Source organism: Streptomyces sp. MMCC 100, from assembly GCF_041538145.2.
In the GTDB taxonomy this organism is placed as follows: domain Bacteria; phylum Actinomycetota; class Actinomycetes; order Streptomycetales; family Streptomycetaceae; genus Streptomyces.
Genome location: NZ_JBGORK020000001.1, coordinates 3,925,613 through 3,945,288, shown reverse-complemented (window position 1 = coordinate 3,945,288; position 19,676 = coordinate 3,925,613). Strand labels below are relative to the sequence as shown.

Annotated in this window: 7 protein-coding genes and 1 pseudogene; 5 read left to right on the top strand and 3 right to left on the bottom strand. The window is 72.8% G+C overall.

Going from position 1 to position 19,676, the window contains the following annotated elements:
• Window positions 1-164 precede the first annotated feature (164 nt).
• The gene (locus tag ABS735_RS18335) at window positions 165-1,418 is read right to left on the bottom strand and encodes a wax ester/triacylglycerol synthase domain-containing protein (RefSeq protein WP_476755840.1); all 1,254 of its coding nucleotides are present in this window, start codon (window positions 1,416-1,418) and stop codon (window positions 165-167) included.
• A gap of 417 nt (window positions 1,419-1,835) precedes the next feature.
• On the opposite strand from ABS735_RS18335, the gene ABS735_RS18330 reads away from it, so the two are divergent.
• The 4 genes from ABS735_RS18330 to ABS735_RS18315 all read left to right on the top strand — a co-directional run bounded on the left by ABS735_RS18330 (window position 1,836) and on the right by ABS735_RS18315 (window position 17,324).
• Window positions 1,836-2,969: an SDR family oxidoreductase gene (locus tag ABS735_RS18330; protein ID WP_373903346.1), complete on the top strand. Its 1,134-nt coding sequence runs from the start codon at window positions 1,836-1,838 to the stop codon at window positions 2,967-2,969.
• A gap of 62 nt (window positions 2,970-3,031) precedes the next feature.
• Window positions 3,032-4,615, top strand: a complete 1,584-nt coding sequence (locus tag ABS735_RS18325; RefSeq protein ID WP_373903347.1) for a PfaD family polyunsaturated fatty acid/polyketide biosynthesis protein — start codon at window positions 3,032-3,034, stop codon at window positions 4,613-4,615.
• Between the two features lie 47 nt (window positions 4,616-4,662).
• Window positions 4,663-10,659, top strand: a complete 5,997-nt coding sequence (locus tag ABS735_RS18320; RefSeq protein WP_373903349.1) for an SDR family NAD(P)-dependent oxidoreductase — start codon at window positions 4,663-4,665, stop codon at window positions 10,657-10,659.
• 59 nt (window positions 10,660-10,718) lie between these two features.
• On the top strand, window positions 10,719-17,324 hold the full coding sequence (locus ABS735_RS18315) for a beta-ketoacyl synthase N-terminal-like domain-containing protein (RefSeq protein WP_373903350.1): 6,606 nt from the start codon (window positions 10,719-10,721) through the stop codon (window positions 17,322-17,324).
• Between the two features lie 92 nt (window positions 17,325-17,416).
• Here ABS735_RS18315 and ABS735_RS18310 read toward each other — a convergent pair whose 3' ends face one another.
• Together ABS735_RS18310 and ABS735_RS18305 are read right to left on the bottom strand one after the other, a co-directional pair.
• Window positions 17,417-18,181, bottom strand: a complete 765-nt coding sequence (locus ABS735_RS18310; RefSeq protein ID WP_373903351.1) for a YwqG family protein — start codon at window positions 18,179-18,181, stop codon at window positions 17,417-17,419.
• Window positions 18,182-18,422: 241 nt separating this feature from the next.
• A pseudogene (locus ABS735_RS18305) lies at window positions 18,423-18,807 on the bottom strand (winged helix-turn-helix transcriptional regulator).
• Between the two features lie 74 nt (window positions 18,808-18,881).
• Between ABS735_RS18305 and ABS735_RS18300 the strand changes: the two are divergent.
• Complete coding sequence (locus tag ABS735_RS18300; RefSeq protein WP_373903352.1) at window positions 18,882-19,565, top strand: NADPH-dependent F420 reductase; 684 nt, start codon at window positions 18,882-18,884, stop codon at window positions 19,563-19,565.
• Window positions 19,566-19,676: the final 111 nt, after the last annotated feature.

The window sequence follows — 19,676 nt, the reverse complement described above, 5'->3', positions numbered from 1 at the left end:
TGTCTCGTGCTCGAACCGCTCGAAACGAGGGAGGCATCATGGGGCCATGACGCCGGCGTATCCGCCGCCGACCACTGCCAGACCACCTGATCCTGCAGGCTGAACTCGCAGCGCTGGCGTCTCCGGGCGGCGGCCCGACTCACCGTTCAGTCGGCGTCGGTCGATCATGCCGTCGATGTGAGGCCCCGCTCGAGCTCCTCCACGGCGTCCTTCCACAGGTCGGGCAACCGCTCGCCGTGCGGCAGCGCGTGGTCGATCGTGAAGGAGGCTTCGGCCCAGTCGCCGAAGTAGGCCAGTCCCACACCGCAGAGGTGGCCCGGTAGGAGCAGCGGGATCAGGGCCGCGCCTGTGACGTTGGTGGTGCCCAGCGCACCGCCCTCGGCGAGCGGCACGGAGGTGGTCATCATCGTGGTGACGCTCGGTGAGGTGATCTGCCGCATGTACCAGGCCGTGGGCCGGGCGGGCATGTATCGGACCAGGTCGTGGATGGCCTGCCGTCGTGCCCTCCGTTTCACCGCGGAGGTCGCCGCCGCGACGAGTTCGAGCCGCCGCGCCGGAGAGGTCTCGGTCAGGGGGAGCCGCACCGGGACGGCGAAGGTGCGGTTCCCCCACGTCTGCTCCTCGTCGTGCCGACGCGCGTCCACGGGCAGCAGCGCCGACGTACGCCTCAGGGGGATGCCTGCCTGCGCCGACCACCTGCCCAGGGCTCCCGTCAGTGCCGTGAGGTGGACGTCGTTGGCCGACACCCCACGTGCCGTGCCGATCCTCCGCAGCCTCTCGACGGGCATGCGGGCCCGCAGCAGTCTCCGCTGTCCACTGGGCACGAAGGCCGCCGAGGGCCGTCGGCCCGGACGGGGAAGAACGTCGAAGGCGTACTTGGCGGCGAGGCCCAGTGCCATGACCGTCCTGCGCACGTTCTCCCCGTGACCGCGCGGGCCGGGCAGTGGCCGCAGGGCGGGCTCTCCGGTACCGAGCAGGGTACGGAAGGCGAGGGCGGCGGCGACACCGTCCTGGCACACGTGCTCGAACCGGTAACACACGGCGTACCTGTCGGGCGTCTCGCCGTGCACCAGCCACAGTGCCCAGGGGGCGTCGCGGGGCAGTGGCGCGCCGAGGGCTGTCTCCATGGGGGACCGCGGTGCGTCAGGACCGGCCGCCACAACTTCATGGACATGGCGCTCCAGAGTAAAGGTCTCGTCCGGGCGCCACACGGGAGGTCGTGCGGCCCGCTCCAGCCGGTGAGTGAGCATCGGCAGTTTCGGCAGGTGCATTCCCACGTAGGCCCGGAAATCCTCCAGACTCGGTGGTCGGCCACTGAGATACGCGACGCCTCCGGTGTCCCAGCGGGCACCGGGATGAGCCTCCTCCAGCCTGAGGTACGCGCGGTCGATCGGGTGAGTACGCACGTCGGCGGACATGGTCACCATCTTCCGGTCGGGGCGGTCCGGCGGAGCCGCGAAGCGGTCGGCATGGAGAGGGCAGGGCCGACCGACGGACGGAGCAGGGCAGCAGCGGGCGGTCGCTCGAGCGGCCGGCATCCGGGTCGGAAGCACAAGGTAGAGGGCCGTCCCTTTGCGGTCGCGGAGGTCGAAGACCCTTCACGCGGTCGGACCAGGCCTTCGCAAGACTGTGCGTCAATCGCCGTACCGACGTGACGCCTTCGAGGATGAGCGTGAGCAGAAAGGACCCCTCCGGCGTCGGCCACCTGGCACTGTCCTCGATGTGCGTTCGGAGCGTCCGAGGGGGAGGCCGGGGATGAGGGTGGGCGAGTCGGTGGCGCGGAAGCGATCACATTCACCGTCCTTCCCCTGGCGTCGCCCGGGGGAGTCGCAGTCGTGAACGTCGCCCTCACCGGTGCCACCGGTTTCCTCGGCCTCCGTCTGCTGCGGCTACTACTGGAACGACACGGCTCACTGACGCTGCTCACCCACGCGGCTACGGGAGACGTCCTCGGTCGCGTCACCCGGTTCCTGGGGGTGACCGGAGCGCCGGAACGGCTGATCGCGGAACTGCCCACGCGTACACGGGTGGTGCCCACCGACCTGAGCCGACCGCGCATGGGACTGTCCGCGGCGCGGTTCGGGGAACTGGCCGACACCTTCGACGCGATCTGGCACAGCGCCGGCTCCATCAACCTGGAGGGCGACCTCGCCTCGCTGCGCCGCGTGAACGTCGAAGGCACCAGGAACGTACTGGAGTTGGCCGCCGCCGGAAGCCGCCGGCCGGTGATCTTCCACGTCAGCACCGCCTTCGTGGCCGGTGTGCGGCGCGAGGGTGTCGTCTATGAAGACGAACTCGACGACACCCATGGCTTCGAGAACGCATACGAGCGGTCCAAGTACGAGGCCGAGACCCTGGTGCACGCCTGGTCGCGGACACACCGCAGACCCGTCGTCGTCCTGCGGCCGAGCATCCTGGTCACGGACCTGCCACCGCATGCCGAACTGCCCCGGCACCCGCTGCAGGTCATGGACCAGTTGGTAGGGGACGCGCTGCGCGCCACGGGTCTCGCCGACACCCGCCGTGCGCGGGCCGACCTGCCCGTCGCCCGACTGGTCGGCCGACGCTACGGCCACCTGAACATGATGCCCGTCGAGGAGGCGGCGAGGGCGATGGTGCGCCTGGCGGACCGGGAACCGTCCGCTCGGGTCGACACCTACCACGTCGTCCACGAACACGATGTCCCGGTGGCCGCGGTCACCGAACTCATGGAGCGGCTCGCGCCGCTGCGGACCCGACTGGTCGAGAAGCGACCCGATGACGTGTCTGCCCTCGAGGCCTCCATGGACTTCTATCCCGGCATCACGCCCTACCTGAGCCACCTCCGCCGCTACGACGACACCCGGGTACGCACCGTGCTCGGAGCTCCCCGGTCCCTCACCCGGGTGGACGTCGACTACCTGTGGTCCGGTCTCCGCCCGACGTGCCCGGCACCTCCAGCGGTGGCGTCGGCGCAGGCGCGGCACTGAGACCGAGCCAGGCCTCTGCCTCGACCGTCCCCGCACGCACGCCCGCCCATTGGAGCCCGCCCTTGTCCGCTCCCGCCCGACCCGGCAGCACCGCCACGCATCCACCGGTCTTCTCACCCGAAGCGATCACCGCCGGTACCCGGCGGATCCGGGAGCACGTGCACATCGTCAGCGACAGCTCCCGGCGGGCCCTCGGCCTGACGGTCGGACCGCGGCCGGCCGACGAGGTCGTCGGCACGTTGCCGCCGCTGTATCCGGAGTGGCTCGGCGGGCGCACCTTCTGCGAGGCCCACGGCGTCCGCTTCCCCTATGTGGCGGGTGAGATGGCGAACGGCATCGCCACGACGCGCATGGTCACCGCGATGGCCCGCGCCGACATGCTCGGCTTCTTCGGAGCGGCGGGTCTCGGACTGCCGGAGGTCGAGCGGGCCGTGCGCGAACTGGCCGCCCGGCTCCAGGGCAGGACCAACTGGGGCGTGAACCTCATCCACTCGCCGGCCGAACCGGAGCTCGAACACCGGGCGGCGAAGCTGCTGCTCGACCACCGGGTGCCCAGTGTGTCGCTTTCGGCCTACCTGGAACTCACGCCCGCCGCGGTGCTGTGCGCGGCCCGCGGACTGCGCCGGGACGGCGACGGACGGATCCTGCGTCCTACGCGGGTCCTCGCCAAGGTGTCCCGGCCCGAGGTGGCCGAGAAGTTCCTCTCACCCGCACCGCCCGACCTGCTGCGCCGACTCGTGGACCAGGGCGAGCTGAGTGCCGAGGAGGCCGAACTGTCCCGGTACGTACCGGTGGCGGAGGACATCACCGTGGAGGCCGACAGTGGTGGCCACACCGACGGCCGGCCGCTGGGCTCCCTGCTGCCCCGCGTGCTGATGCTGCGCGACGCCGTCTGCCGCCGTTTCGGTTACCGGCGCCCGGTCGGCGTCGGCGCCGCGGGAGGGCTCGGGACGCCCGCCGCGGTGGCGGCGGCGTTCGCGCTCGGGGCGGCCTACGTGGTGACGGGTTCGGTGAACCAGACGGCCACGGAGGCGGGTATCTCGGACGACGCCAAGGAACTGCTCGCCCAGGCGGACGTCGCCGACGTGGCCATGGCTCCCGCCGCGGACATGTTCGAGATGGGCGTCACGCTCCAGGTGCTGCGCAGGGGCACCCTGTTCGCCCCCAGGGCCGCACAGCTCTACGCCGCCTACCGGGCGCACCCGTCCTTGGAGGACATCCCCTCCCCGGTGCGGGCGAAGCTGGAACGGGAGGTCCTGGGTGCGTCGGTCGACGAGGTGTGGGAGCGGACCAAGCGGTTCTGGGCGGCACGCGACCCCGTGCAGATCACCCGGGCGCAGAGCGACCCCAAGCACCGGATGGCACTGGTCTTCCGCTGGTACCTGGGCAGCTCCAGCCGCTGGGCCATCGACGGGGACACCGACCGGCGCGCCGACTACCAGATCTGGTGCGGCCCGGCGGTGGGAGCGTTCAACCGGTGGACGGAGGGAGGCTTCCTCGCAGAACGGCAGAACCGCACCGTGGTACAGATCGCGCTCAACCTCCTCGAAGGCGCCGCCGTTCTCACCCGGGCGCACCAACTGCGCACCTACGGCGTCCCGGTCCCGGCCCCGGCCTTCGCGTACCCGCCGCGCAGGCTCGCGTGACCGCTCCCCTCACCCCGGAGGACGACGCCCCACGAAAGGGAGAGCCCGTGTCCGAAACCCACCCCCGTCAGGTCCCCGTCGCCGTGGTCGGAGTCGGGGCCCTGGCTCCGGGCTCGACCGACCCCGCGGAGTTCTGGCGGACCGTTCTCTCGGGCCGGGACCTGATCACCGACGTGCCACCGTCGCGCTGGCTCGTCGAGGACCACTACGACCCCGACCCCACGGCGCCGGACAAGACCTACGCGCGCAGAGGGGCGTTCCTGCCCGAGGTCGGCTTCGACCCACTGGCCTACGGAATCCCTCCCGCCGCCCTCCCCGCCACCGACACCAGCCAGTTGCTCGCCCTCATGGTGGCCGACCAGGTCCTCGCCGACGCCGGCGGGCTCTCGGGTGTGGACCGCGAACGGGTCGGCGTGATCCTCGGCACGGCCTCGCTGGAGCTGCTGAGCCACATGCAGGGGCGGACCCAACGCCCCGTGTGGCTGAAGGCCCTGCGGGAGAACGGCGTCCCCGAGGCCGCGGCCCGGTCCGTGTGCGACACCATCCAGGACCACTACACGCCGTGGCAGGAGTCGACGTTTCCCGGCCTCCTCGGCAACGTCGTGGCGGGACGCATCGCCAACAGGTTCGACCTGCACGGCACCAATCACACCACCGACGCCGCGTGCGCCAGCTCCCTGGCCGCGCTGTCGGCCGCGGTCGCGGAACTGTCGCTGGGCCGTGCCGACCTGGTCATCAGCGGGGGTGTCGACACCCTGAACGACATCGGCATGTTCATGTGCTTCTCGAAGACACCCGCGCTGTCGCCCACCGGGGACTGCAGGCCCTTCTCGGACGAGGCCGACGGCACGATGCTCGGTGAGGCCGTCGTGATGTACGCGCTCAAGCGGCTGTCCGACGCGGAACGGGACGGCGACCGTATCCACGCCGTGGTCCGGGGGATCGGCAGCTCGTCCGACGGCAGGGGGACGGCGATCTACGCGCCCCTGCCCGAGGGTCAGGCGCGGGCGCTGCGGCGCGCGTACGAGCAGGCGGGCTACGGCCCCGGAACCGTGGAACTCGTCGAGGCACACGGCACCGGCACGAAGGCCGGGGACGCCGCCGAACTCGCGGCACTGCGGGCCGTTTTCGAGGAGAGCGGGCGTGAGGACCGGCAGTGGTGCGCGATCGGCTCGGTGAAGTCCCAGATCGGCCACACCAAGTGCGCCGCGGGCGCCGCCGGGCTGCTCAAGGCGGTCATGGCCCTGCACCACCAGGTCCTGCCGCCGACCATCAAGGTCGAGCGGCCCACTTCCGCGATGCGGACGGGGGACGGCCCGTTCTACGTCAACACCCAGGCGCGCCCTTGGGTGCGCCCGCCCGGTCATCCGCGCCGGGCCTCGGTGTCCAGCTTCGGTTTCGGAGGCAGCAACTTCCACGTCACCCTGGAGGAGTACGTGCCCTCGGCGGGGCCCGACCGTCAGGCCCGGCGCAGCCGGTGCGCGCCCACGGAACTGGTGCTGTTCAGTGCTCCCTCGCCCGCTGCCCTGCTGGAGCGGTCCGTCGACCGGGACCGTCCGCTCGCCGAGATCGCGCGCGAGAGCCAGGCCGGGTTCCGGCCCGCCGACGCGGTGCGCCTGGCGGTCCCGGCGACCGACACCGACGACCTGCACGACAGGTTCTCGCAGGCCGCCGAGGCGATTCGGCGGAGACCGCACGACGCGTTCTCCCTTCCGGGCGCGGTGCACTACGGCATCGGAGAACCCGCCGTCGGCAAGGTGGCGTTCCTCTTTCCGGGACAGGGCGCCCAGTACGTCGGCATGGGTGCGGCCCTGGCCATGTTCGCCCCCGCCGCGCAGGCCGTCTGGGACCGCCTGGCGGGCCGCCGGTTCGAGGGCCGGGCCCTGCACGGCGTGGTGTTCCCGCCTCCCGCCTTCGACGACGCGGAGCGCGACGCGCGGGACACCCTGCTGAACGCCACCGAGTGGGCCCAGCCGGCGCTCGCCGTGCACAGCCTGGCCCTCCTCGAAGTGCTGCACGGCCTGGGGCTGCGGCCCGACTGCGTGGGTGGCCACAGCTTCGGCGAACTGGTGGCCCTGCACGCCGCGGGAGCACTGGACGCCGAGTCCCTGATCGCCTTGGCCCGCAGACGGGGCGAGTTGATGCGTGCCGCGGCCGACACTCCCGGAGCCATGCTGGCCGTGTCCGCGAGCCTCGACCGCGTCAGGGCCGTCCTCGCCGAAGCGGGGGTGGAGCACGTGTGGCCGGCGAACCACAACGCGCCGGACCAGGTCGTGGTGTCCGGCGAGAGCAGGGCGATCGAGACGGCCGAGCGGGAGTTCCACGCCAGGGGCGTCGCCGCGCGCAGGCTGGACACCTCGCACGCCTTCCACACCCCGCTGGTCGCCTCGGCGGCCGAGCCGCTGTCCGCGTTCCTGCGCGACATGACGCTCACGGCACCCGTGATCGATGTGTACGGCAACGCGGACGCGGCACCGTACCCGGGGGACCCCGACGACGTACGCCGCAGGATCGCCGCTCACCTGGCCTCGCCCGTGCTGTTCGACGAGCAGGTCGAAGCGATGTACGCCGCGGGTGCGCGGACGTTCGTCGAGGTCGGCGCCGGGGCCGCGCTGACCGGCCTGGTCGGACGCGTCCTCGGTGACCGTGAGCACGCCGCAGTCGCCCTGGACCGCCGGGGACAGGACGCGGTCGCCACCCTGCACAGCGGACTCGGCAGACTCGCGGCGCTCGGTGCGCAGTTGGACTACGGCTTCCTCTGGGCGCCGTACGGACCGTCAAGGACAGCAGTGAAGGAGCGCGAAGCGCGCATGACCGTCCAGATCAGCGGTGGCAACTACGGTCAGCCCTGTCCCCCGGGGGATGCGGCGGCCGACCCGCTTCCACCGAATGCGCCTCGGAGCCCGTCGCTGCCCGCACCGGCCGCGACGCTCTCGCCTGCCCCGCCGTCGGCGCCGGCCGGCGAACCCGTGCCGGCCCGGGAACCTGTGCCGGCCCGGGAGCCCGTACCCGGCGCGGAAGACGCACCGGCCGAGGTGTCCGGGCCGGCCGCCCGATCCCTGCCGGAGCCGATCGACCCGGCCCTGCCGGCGGACCCTCACTGGCTGGCCATGGTCGAGAGCGTGCAGCGGCACGCGGCGGAGGCCCACGCGGCCTGTCACCGCATGCTGGCCGACAGCCACATGGCGTTCCTGAGGATGACCGAGACGACCCTGGCCGCGCTCCTGGGTGCGCCTTTGGGGGACGACGTTCCCGTCCTGCCCGCGTCACCCGCGTCCCCCGACTTCGCGGCGGCGCCGCTCACCGCGGCCCCGTCCTCCCCTCCCGCAGGCCGGGCGCCCGACGCGACTCCTGGCGCGATGCCGCGGATTCCCGACCCGCTGCCTCAGGCCGCCGACCCCACCGCGGCTCCCGGCGTACCACCCGCCCGCACGCCCGAGCCCTCGCCGCCCCTGGTGCGCGACGACGCGCCGCCGGCCGCGGACCCGGCCCAGTTGGAGGAACTGCTGCTCTCGGTGGTGGCCGAGCGCACCGGTTACCCGGTGTCCATGCTCAACGCGGACATGGCACTCGATGCGGACCTCGGCGTGGACTCCATCAAGCGCGTGGAGATCCTCTCGGCCGTCCGGCAACGGGTGGGTGACCTGCCGGTCGGGGATGTCGCCGTACTCGGCAGACTCAGCACCCTGCGCGAGATCGTGAAAGCCCTCACCGAGGCGGCCGCTCCCGCCGCCGAACCGTCCGTCGCCCAGCCCGAACTCCCCGACCCGAGCCGGGATTCCGAGCCGGTGGAACTGCGACGCCTGGCCCTGCGAACGGTGAAGGCACCCGCGGCGGGACTGGAGATGCCGGGACTCGGTGACGGCCCGGTGTCCGTGGTCGGCGGTCCTCCCGAGACCGCCGCCCTGGTGGCCGGGAAACTCACCGGTCGCGGAGTACGGGCCGAGGCCGCGACACGTGTGCCCGACGGAGCGGGCGCCGTCGTGTACCTCGGCGGACTGGCCGACATCGGGTCACCGGAGGAGGCCGGACAGATCCTGCGCGAGGCCTTCCGCACAGCACGCTCGGTCGCGCCGCGCATGGAAGCCGCCGGTGGTGCGTTCATCACCGTCCAGGACACGGGGGGCGACTTCGGGCTGGACGGCAGGGAACCCGGCCGCGCGTGGCTCGGCGGCCTCGCCGCTCTGACCAGGACCGCGGCACGGGAGTGGCCGGACGCCTCCGTCAAGGCGATCGACTGCGAGCGCGACGGCCGGGACGCCGAGGCCGTCGCCGAGGCGATCGTGGAGGAACTGCTCGCGGGCGGACCGGCACCGGCGGCGGGCCTGCGCGCGGACGGCACCCGCCTCGTACCGTGCGCCGTCGAGTCACCGGTGGAACCGGGCACGGCCACGACGGTCATCGGCCCGCAGTCGGTGATCGTGGCCACCGGGGGAGCGCGCGGCGTCACCGCCGCCGCCCTGACCGACCTCGCGCGGACCCACCGGCCGCGCATCGCTCTGCTGGGCCGCACGGAACTGGTGGCGGAGCCCCCGGGGGCGTCCGCGGCCACCGACGAAGCCGCACTCGTACGGCTGCTCGGCGAGCAGCGAGCCGAGGGCACCGGCCCCGCCGAGATCAGCGCGAGGGCGAGGGAGATCCTGGCCGCGCGCCAGGTACGGGCGACACTCGGCGAACTGGAGGAGGCCGGCTCCCCGGTCCGGTACCTGACGGTGGACGTCAGGGACGGCCAGGCACTCTCGGCCGCGCTGCGCGAGGTCCGCGAGACCTGGGGCCCCGTCACCGGGATCGTGCACGGCGCCGGAGTACTGGCCGACAAACGGATCTCCGACAAGACGGACGAGCAGTTCGACCGGGTGATGTCCACCAAGGTCGACGGTCTTCGGGCACTGCTCGCGGCAACGGCCGACGACCCGGTCGAGACGATCTGCCTGTTCTCCTCGGTGGCCGGGACCTTCGGCAACGCGGGACAGTGCGACTACGCCATGGCCAACGCCGTGCTCGACCACGTGGCGTCGGCCGAGGGGGTCCGGCGGCCCGACTGCCGGGTGCGCTCCCTCGCCTGGGGGCCCTGGCGCGGCGGGATGGTGACCCCGGCACTGGCCGAGCACTTCGGCCGGTCGGGCGTCGAGCTGATCCCGATGGAGCGGGGCGCCGCCGCTTTCACCGCCGAACTCGACGCCGCGGCCGGCGACGGCCGGATCGTCCTGATCGCCGGCGACGGGGACGCGCCGCCGGAAGGCGCGGGCGACCCGCCCACCGCCCACATCCGCGTCACCTCCGACACGCACCCCTACCTGGCCGACCATCGCGTCGTCGACGATCCGGTACTGCCCCTGGCCATGGTCCTGGACTGGTTCACCGGCGCGGCCGGAGCATGGCGCCCCACATCCGGCGTGGCCGTCCTGCGTGACGTGCGGGTACTCGACAAGGTCACCCTGCCGGGGCTGGCCACCGAGGGGCACCGGTTCACCGTGCACGGACGCCGCCGCCTCATCGGCCCCCCGTCGGGCCTGGAGGCGGAACTGCGGGACGCGGACGGGGCGCCGCACTTCCGTGCCGTACTGGACTTCGAGGCGGCAGCGGCCCCCTCGCAACGGGAGCCGTGGGCCGGTCCCCGGACAGGGCGTGTCACGGAGCGCCCCGCTTCCTACGGCGGACGGACCCTCTTCCACGGACCGCGCTTCCAGGCACTCCGCACGCTGCGGGGTGTCGGTGCCGACGGGGCGGAAGCGGACGTCGTGGGCGTCGCCGGACTGGGCTGGGGCGGCGCCCACTGGCAGACCGATCCGGCCGCGGTGGACGGCGCGCTGCAACTGGCCCTGGTGTGGGCGGACCACGCCCTGGGGAGCGCGTCCCTGCCGATGGCCGTCGCCGAGTGCCGCGTCCACCGGCGCGGCCCCGCCGCGGACAGCCTGAGGTGCGTGGTGCGGGCGCGGAAGGTGCACGACACCGGGGCACGGTGCGACGTGGCCCTCTTCGACCCGGACGGCGCCCTCCGCTCGGAACTGCTCGGGGTGGAGCTCGTACGCCGTCCCGACTGAACGAGGGAGCCCCGCGCCCCCGGTCCTCCGTACGCGTGCGCCATGTGGAGTGGAGCAGTATGGGATTCGAACCGATCGCCGTCGTCGGACGCGGCTGTGTGCTGCCCGACGCGTTGGACCCGGACACCTTCTGGGGCAACGTCGCGGAACGCCGCTGCAGCCTGTCGGCGGTCCCGGAGGGGCGGTGGCGGCTGCCCCACCGCTGGGCCATGGGTACGGTCGACGACCACCGCGACCGCACCTGGACGGACATCGGAGGCTACGTCCGGGGGTTCGAAGCGGTCTTCGACCCGAGTCGTTTCCTCATCGGTCCCGAACGGATCCTGGCCCTGGACCCGCTCTTCCACTGGGTGCTGTACGGCGCCCGGCAGGCACTGGGGGAGTCCGGCTACGAGGGACCCGGCGAACGCGCCGGCCTGGTGCTGGGCAACCTCTCCTACCCCACGAGCACCGGGTCGGCCTATGCCGAACACGTCTGGCTGTCCGCCCAGGAGCCGCACGTGCGGGACGCCCTGCTGACCGGCACGCGCCGCCCGCGCCCGGACGCGCGCAACCGCTTCTCCTCCGGACTGCCCGCCCACTTCGCGGCCGGAGCCCTCGGACTGGGAGCGGGGGCCTTCGCGCTCGACGCCGCCTGCGCCTCCTCGCTGTACGCGATCAAACTCGCGTGCGACCGGCTGCACGACCGCACGGCCGACCTGATGCTCGCCGGCGCGGTGAACCGCGTCGACAACCTGTTCTTGCACATGGGGTTCTGCGGCCTGTCGGCCGTGAGCAGATCCGGCCGAAGCCGTCCCTTCCACCGGGACGCGGACGGGCTGCTGCACGGCGAGGGCGCCGGTTTCGTGGCCCTGATGCGACTGGCGGACGCGCTGGCGGGCGGGGTACCCGTCCTCGGGGTGATCCGGGGCATCGGGCTGTCCAACGACGGGCGTGGCCGCGGCCTGCTCACTCCGGCCCAGGAGGGGCAGGAGCGGGCGATGGCGCTGGCGTACTCGGCGGCGGGCGTCGCACCGGAGACGGTCTCGCTCGTCGAGTGCCACGCCACGGGTACGCCGGTCGGGGACGCCGTGGAGGCACGGAGCATGGCACGGACCTTCGCGGCGGCCCGCGACGTCCCCATCGGCTCCGTGAAGTCCAACGTCGGTCACCTGCTGGCCTCGGCCGGGGTGAGTGGTCTGCTCAAGGTGCTGGGGGCGATGCGCGCGGGCATCCGTCCGGTGACGCTCGGCGCCGACCGGCCCCTCGACGGCCTCGACGGCACACCGCTGCGTGTGCTCAGCGAGCCCGAGCCGTGGCGGGGGCTGCGCAGGGCGGCCGTCAGCGCCTTCGGTTTCGGCGGTACCAACGCCCATCTGATCGTCGACGCCTGGGAGGGGGACTCGGGGGCGCACGGGGGAGGTGCGCCCGGCCCGTTCCGTCCGGCCCGGGATGCCCCAGGGGAACACGGCGCTCCGACAGGGGAACACGGCGCCCCGACAGCGGGACACGGCGCCCCGACAGCGGGACCCACGATTGCGGTCGTGGCCGTCGGCGCGCGGGCCGGCGACGGGTCGGGCACCGAAGACTTCCGCCGCGCGGTCCTGGACGGAGAGCGATGCGGTCCCACCACGAGGATCGGTGTGTCCCTTCCGGACCTGTGCTTTCCTCCGTCGGCCCTGCTGAGCACCTCGCCCCAGCAACTCCTGGTGCTGGAAGCCGCTCGCGAGGCCGTGCGAGGAGTCTCCCTGCCCCGCGAGCGGACCCTGGTGCTCATCGGGGCGGGAGTGGACGCCGAGGTGGCGCGCGGCGGCGCACGCTGGAGACTGCCGCACTGGGCGGAGCAGGCCGGGTGCGAAGCCGACCCCGGCCTCCTCGCGCGCGCCCAGGACGCGTTCGTCTCCTCCATGGGGGCGGAGCGGGTGGTCGGCACCCTCCCCAACCTCGTGGCCAACCGGATCAACACCCAACTCGACCTGGCGGGCCCCGGCTTCGCGGTGTCGGCGGAGGAGGCGTCCGGCCTGGTGGCACTCGCCCTCGCGGCCCGGGCCATCAGGGCCGGTGAGGCCGACGCCGCACTGGTCGGCGCCACCGATCTGTCCAGCGGAGCGGTGCACCGCGCCGCCCTGGGCGAACTCGGCCGGGGGACCGGAACCGGGGACGCGGCCGTCGTCCTGGTGCTGAAACCGCTCACCGCCGCCCGCCGGGACGGCGACACGGTGCTCGCCCTCCTCGACGAGGAGAGCGAGGAAGAGGCCGACCTGCTGGTCGGGGACGACGCCTCGGCCACGATCGACCCGGCCTCGATCTTCGGACGGGTCCACGCCGCTCAGGGGCTGCTGTCCGTCGCCGTCGCGGTGACCGCCTTCCCGCACCGTGCGGTGCCCCGCCCGGGAGAGCCCGCCCAGCCGCGACCGGGCCTGCGCACCGCCGAGGCGGTCGTCGCCCCACTGGAGGCCCCCCGCGCGCGTGTCCGGCTGCGCGCCGCCGACGTGCTGCCCCGGGTCGGGGGAGCCGTGCCGCGGCTGCACGTCTTCTCCGGGGCCGAACGGCGGGAGGTGCTGGCCGCGCTGGAGCGGGGAGCGGAGTCCTCGGACGGTCCCGCTCGCCTGGCACTGGTCGTGGACGGCGATGCCACACTCCCGGCGGCCGTGGAGGGCGCGCGCCGCTGGCTCGCCCGAGGCGGGGTCAGGCCCGGTGGTGTGCTGTACCGGGACGCCCCCGTGGTCGGAGAGACCGGGTTCGTGTACACCAACGGCTCGGCCGCGTACCCGGGCATGGGGCGCGAGCTGATGCTCGCCCTGCCCTCACTGGGCGAGGCCGTACTGGCCAGGCACGGTACCGCCGCCCACCCCGTGGGGCCGGGCCCCGCGCCCACGACGCTGGAACGGATCCGGAGCGCCGCCCGGCTGGCCACGGTCCATACCGAGCTGTGCCAGGCGCTGCTCGGTCTGCGGCCCGACGCCGCCATCGGCTACTCCTCCGGTGAGACCGCCGCCCTGGTGGCGCTGGGAGCCTGGCCGGACGCCGAGGGCCTGTACGCGGCCGCCCGCGAGAGCGGACTGTTCACCCGGGAGCTGACCGGAGAACTCCGCGCGGTGCGACGGGCATGGCGACGCGCCGGTGTGGCGGGGACCCGGTGGTCCAGCTACTTGGTGAGCGCGCCCCTCGAACGGGTCGGCGAGGAGATCGCGAAGGAGCCGGCCGTTCACCTGATGGCGGTCAACGCGCCCGGCGTATGCGTCGTCGGGGGAGAGGCACGGGCCTGTGCGGCAGCCGTGGGGCGGCTCGGAGCCGGCAACGCCCTCGCGATCGACTACGACCTCGCCGCCCACGCACCGGAGTTGGCCGAGGTCCGCGACGAGTGGCGCAGCCTCCACCTGCGACCCACCGTCGAGGTACCCGGGGTGCGGCTCTACAGCGGGGCCGAGCGGCGCGCGTACCTCCCGACGACCGAGCGGGCCGCCGAGGCGATCACCGCCCAGGGCCTCGGCACGATCGATTTCGCCGGCACGGTGGAGAGGGCATGGGCCGACGGGGTCCGGATCTTCGTGGAGCAAGGGCCGCGCGGGCTGTGCACCGGGTGGATCAAACGGGTGCTCGGGGACCGGGAGCACGTGGCCGTGGCCCTGGACGCTCCCGACGGCAGGGGCCTGCGGCAGTTGTGCCTGGCCGTGGCCGAACTCGTGGTCGCCGGCGTGCCGGTGCGGGCCGACGCGCTCTTCGCCGAACTGCGCAGGGCCCCGGCGACCGGGACCGCGTCGGACGGTCCGGCGCTGGAGGTACCGGTCCTGGCGGAGCCACGGCTGCCGTCGTCGCTCGGCGCAGCCGCCGTGACCCTCCCCGAGGCGCCCCGGCTGGCCCCCGTACAGGTCCCCGAACCCGGTCCGACCACCCCGCCGCCTGCCTCGTCGGCCGTCGTCGCGCCCCGCGCGGCCGGCGGGCAGGACCCGGGGACCGCGGACCGGCGTGCCCTGGCCGCCCGGCACGCCCTGCGTGTGACGGCGCTCCACCGCGACGTCATGGCCGGACAGGCGCGACTGCACGGACGCTTCCTCGGGATCACCGAGCAGGCCGTCGCCGCGCTGGGACGCGCCGCACCGGTCGCTGCCGTGGACCTCCCGCGACCCGTGGACCCCTCGCAACCCTTGCGCGTGCCGGGTTCCGGTTCGGTGACGCAGCCCGCCGCCCTTCCCGCTGCCGAGCCGAGCCCGCCCGGGCCCGGGGCGCGGCCCGGACCCAGGTTCGACCGCGCCCAGCTGGAACACCTCGCGTCCGGGCGGATCTCCGACCTCCTGGGAGCCCGATTCGCCCCGCAGGACGCCTACGCGGTGCAGACCCGGATGCCGGAGCCGCCGATGCTCCTCGCCGACCGCGTCACCGGCATCGACGCCGTACCGGCGGCACTCCTCGCACCCGGGCCGGCGAATCACCAGGGCACGATCTGGACGGAGACCGACGTCGCCCTCGACAGCTGGTACCTCGACGCCACCGGCCGGATGCCCTGCGGCCTGATGGTCGAGGCCGGCCAGGCGGACCTCCTCCTCATCAGCTGGCTCGGCATCGACCTCCTGAACCGGGGCGAGCGGGCCTACCGTCTGCTGGGCTGCGAACTCACGTACCACGGAAGCCCTCCCCGCGCGGGAGAGACACTCTGCTACGAGATCCACATCGACGGACACGCCGAGCACGACGGTGTCCGGCTCTTCTTCTTCCACTACGACTGCCATGTCGACGGAGAGCTCCGGCTCAGCGTCCGCAAGGGTCAGGCGGGGTTCTTCACCCGGGACGAACTCGCCCGGAGCGCCGGAGTGCAGGGCGACCCCGCCGCCGGCCCACCCGGCCCCGACCTCCCCACCGACCCTCCTGCCGTCCGGTGCGCGCACGGCTCCTTCGGCGCGGACCAGGTGCTGGCCTTCTCCGAGGGGCGTCCCGCGGACTGCTTCGGGCCCGGATGGGAGCGGACCGCGGCCCACGTACGGTCGCCGCGCATCGACAGCGGCCGGCTGCGGCTGCTGCGCGAGGTCACCGCGTTCGACCCGGCGGGTGGGCCCTGGGGCCGCGGCTACCTGCGCGCCGAGACGCCCGTCGCGCCCGACGACTGGTTCTTCGACGGGCACTTCAAGAACGACCCCTGCATGCCGGGGACCCTGATGCTCCAGGGCGGCATGCAGGCGATGGCCTTCTACCTGGCCGCCATGGGCTTCACCGTCGACAGGGACGGCTGGCGCTTCGAACCGGTCGACGGCGCCCCCAGCACGGCCGAGTGCCGCGGTCAGGCCACCCCGGACAGCCGACGGATCGGGTACGAGGTGTTCGTGCGCGGGGTGTCGGCCGGACCGGTGCCGACCCTGTACGCCGACGTGCTGGGCACCGTCGACGGCTGCAGGGCCTTCCACGGCCGGCACGTCGCACTCCGGCTGGTACCGGACTGGCCACTGACGCACTGGCGCCAACTCGGCCCGCCCGCCCAGCAGACCAGCGGAACCCCCGTACCGGTCGCTACGCTCGGCGGCCTGGCGGGACACCGGGAGCCCTCGGCGGTCGCGGTGGTGAACGGCTTGGCCTTCGACTACGCCTCACTGCTCGCCTGCGCGTGGGGCAGGCCCAGTGAGGCGTTCGGTCCGGCCTACGCGCGTTTCGACGGCAGTCGCAGGTGCGCCCGTCTGCCGGGGCCTCCTTATCACTTCATGAGCAGGATCGCCGAGGTGGAAGGGCCGCCGAACGGGATGCGGGAGGGCAGCCGCGTCGTCGCCGAATACGACGTTCCCGACCGTGCCTGGTACTTCGAGCAGAACGACGGCAGGACGATGCCGTTCGCCGTCCTCATGGAGATCGCCCTCCAGCCGTGCGGTTGGCTCGCCACCTATGTGGGCAGCGCCCTGACCAGCGACGTCGACCTGCTCTTCCGTAACCTCGACGGCCGCGGAACCGTCACCGCAGGGGTCACCGACGCGACGAGGACCGTGCGTACCCACGCCGAGCTGACCAGTGTCTCGCGCGGCGGTGACATGATCATCGAGTCGTTCACGGTCCGTTGCCTCGCCGACGGCCGGCAGGTCTTCGAGCTGTCGACGGTGTTCGGGTTCTTTCCGAGCGCGGCCTTCGAGCAGCAGGCGGGGCTCCCCGTCTCCGCGGCCGACCGAGCCGCGCTCACCGCTCCGTGCCACCGCACAGTCGATCTCACGACGCGTAGGCAGGCCTGCTTCGACGGCCCGGCGCGACTGCCGGGCCCCATGCTGCTGATGCTCGACAGGATCACCGGTTACTGGCCGGACGCGGGCGCCGCCGGTCTCGGCCGGCTGCGGTCGGAGAAGGACGTGGACGCCGGGGAGTGGTTCTTCCGGGCGCACTTCTTCCAGGACCCGGTGCAGCCGGGATCCCTCGGCATCGAAGCGATGTGCCAACTCCTGCGGTACTACATGATCGAGCGAGGTCTCACCGACGGCGTCCCGTCTCCCCGGTTCGAGCCGGTGATGCTCGGCCGGGAAGTGACCTGGAAGTACCGCGGGCAGATCACTCCGGCAACCCGTTTGATCACAGTGGAGATGGAGATCCTGGCAGTCGGTGAGGATGCCACGGGCCGCTGGGCCGTCGCCGAGGCGACGCTGTGGGGCGACGACACCTGCGTGTACCGCGCCCACGGACTCGGGATGCGCGTCCTTGGAACGAGCTGCTCGGAGTGACTTCGTGAGCGTTGGTCAAACACCGGGTCAGACAGCCAAATCCTGCTGGATTGCTGGATTGCTGGATTACTGGATGTTCCGTCCCACCCAGGTCAGGGGTTCCAGTAGCCGGTGGTGAATGTGCGGTCGAAGCGACGGGCTTCCAGGTCCGCGCGCTGGATTCCCCACTGCATGTCCACCCCTTCCCGACCGTGGATGTACGGGTTCCAGTGGGCCAGCAGTACCCAGTCCTCGACAGCGCCCGACACGGGCTCACCGCCGCCCCAGCGGCCTTGCTTCGCCTCATGCACGGCCTTTCTCGCGACGGTTTCCAGCGGATCCGGGTCGGAGTCCTCCTGGTCCGCGTACCCGCCGATCTGCAGATGCCCGCTTCTGTCCGCGACTTCGCACCAGACAGTGATCAGCTCGTCGTCGTGCGGGAACCCGGGAAGTGGGTGGTACGGCAGGTCCGGTTCAGTTCTGACTCTCAACTCGCCCTGTGGGAAGGCATCGAAGACCCGCCGCTCCTCCTCGTGGGCGTAGTCCTTCCAGGTGTCCTTGTCGCGTTCCGCCACCGGTGTGCCGGCCGGGACATGGATGGCCTGACCGCGGTTGCCGGTGTCGTACATTTCCCAGAGCGAGGCGAAGAGCAGCAGGCGTCCGTCGGGCGGCAGAGGGAGGTCCGTAGAGCCCTCCGGCAACGCGGCGAAGTCGACGAACCCGACGTAGGGGTGCTCAGGGTCCGGCACCTCGGCGGGCAGCAGCAGCGGCCCGCCGAACCTGCCCGCGACCGGTCCGTCTCCGCCGTTCGTGAGGACCGCGCAAGGCCGGACGTGGCCGATCCACCGGTCCACCTCTTCGGCCGGAATCGGATCCACGTCGTTCCAAGGACTCCCCTCCTCAACGGCCTGCGTACGAAAAGGAATCAACATTTCCCGAAGCTCATCTGTCACACCGGGAACCGTAGTCCCCGCCACCGACAACCGGGCGCCGGCCGAGGAGACGGGTTCGCCGTCTGCGGATCCGCCGGGAGATCCGCGACGACATCCACGAAGCCTCCCCAACTCTGGGACGTGCACCTATCTGCCGGCGGCGCCTGCGCCCACGCCGTCGACCCGTTCAGCAAGTTGGCCGAGGGGACCGCGGGGCGGGACTGCATGCTGCTTCCTGGGCGGCCATGACCTCATCGCCGTGCTCGAAGGCCCATGCGCCGACGGCGTCGATGGGCGCCAGCAAGGTCCGGCCCAGAGCGGTGAGTTGATATGCGACCCGTGATGGCGCGTCGGGGTCTGCCTGCCGGTCGACCAGTCCGTTGAACCGCAGCCGGCGCAGAGTCTCGGTGAGGACCTTGGAGCTGATGCCCCTGATCCGCTCCCGTAGTTCGACCGACCGGGCGTCTGGGGCCGTCGCGCAGTGCCCAGAGCACCACGGCGTTCCAGGTGTTGGAGAGCAGGTCGAAGGCGAGGCGGGCGCGGCAGTCGGCGAGGAAGGCGTCGGTCGTCACGTACCAAATGGTGCCCGAACGGCCTTCTAGCGTCGGTGTGAACGGTCGAAGCAGGCACGGAGACGGGACGTGTGATGAGAATCGGTGTACTGGGAACCGGCAACATGGCCGACGCGCTCGCCACCCACTGGGTGCGGGCCGGGCACGAGGTGACCATCGGGGGACGGGACGCACACAAGGCGGAGCGGCTCGCGACGCGCATCGGAGGCGGTGCGAAGCCTGCCGGTCTGCGCGCGGCGGCCGAGTCCGGTCAGGTGGTGCTGGCCGCGCTGCCCTTCGGGGCGGGAGTGGACGCGGCGCGGGACCTGCACGCGGCCCTGGCGGGCAAGGTGCTGATCGACTGCTCCAATCCGGTCGGGCCGGGCTTCCGGCTTCTGACGGAAGGAGGCCCCTCCGCCGCGCAGCAACTGGCTGCGGCGGCACCGGGAGCCCACGTGGTCAAGGCTTTCAACCTCTGCCACGAGGACGTGTGGCGCATGCGGCCGCCCGTCTTCGACGGGCGACCACTGGCTGTTCCGGTCTGCGGAGACGACGAGACCGCCCTCGCGCGGGTGCGTGAGTTGGTACGGGACGTGGGCTGTGAAGCCGTGGCCGGCGGCGGTCTCGAACGTGCGGGACTCCTGGAAGCGACCGCCGCGCTGTTCGTCGCCCTATGGGTCGGCGAGGGAGCGGATGCCCAGGCGATCGCCCCGCCCCTGGCATACGCGGCCGGACCGAGCCACCAGGAGGCGGAGGGCGGCACGACGGCTTTCCGTTAGGGGTGCCAAGAGCCGACGGCCGCCCGCGGTGGCCGTCGGCTCCCGCGTCGTTCCTGCCTCTCGTCGGCGTCCGTGCGAGCATCGGCGTCGGCCTCACGGCAGCCACGGGCC

Coding starts and splice junctions, on each gene's coding strand:
- ABS735_RS18300 (WP_373903352.1), top strand. CDS start 18,882: ATGAGAATCGGTGTACTGGGAACCGGCAACATGGCCGACGCGCTCGCC.
- ABS735_RS18315 (WP_373903350.1), top strand. CDS start 10,719: ATGGGATTCGAACCGATCGCCGTCGTCGGACGCGGCTGTGTGCTGCCC.
- ABS735_RS18335 (WP_476755840.1), bottom strand. CDS start 1,418: ATGTCCGCCGACGTGCGTACTCACCCGATCGACCGCGCGTACCTCAGG.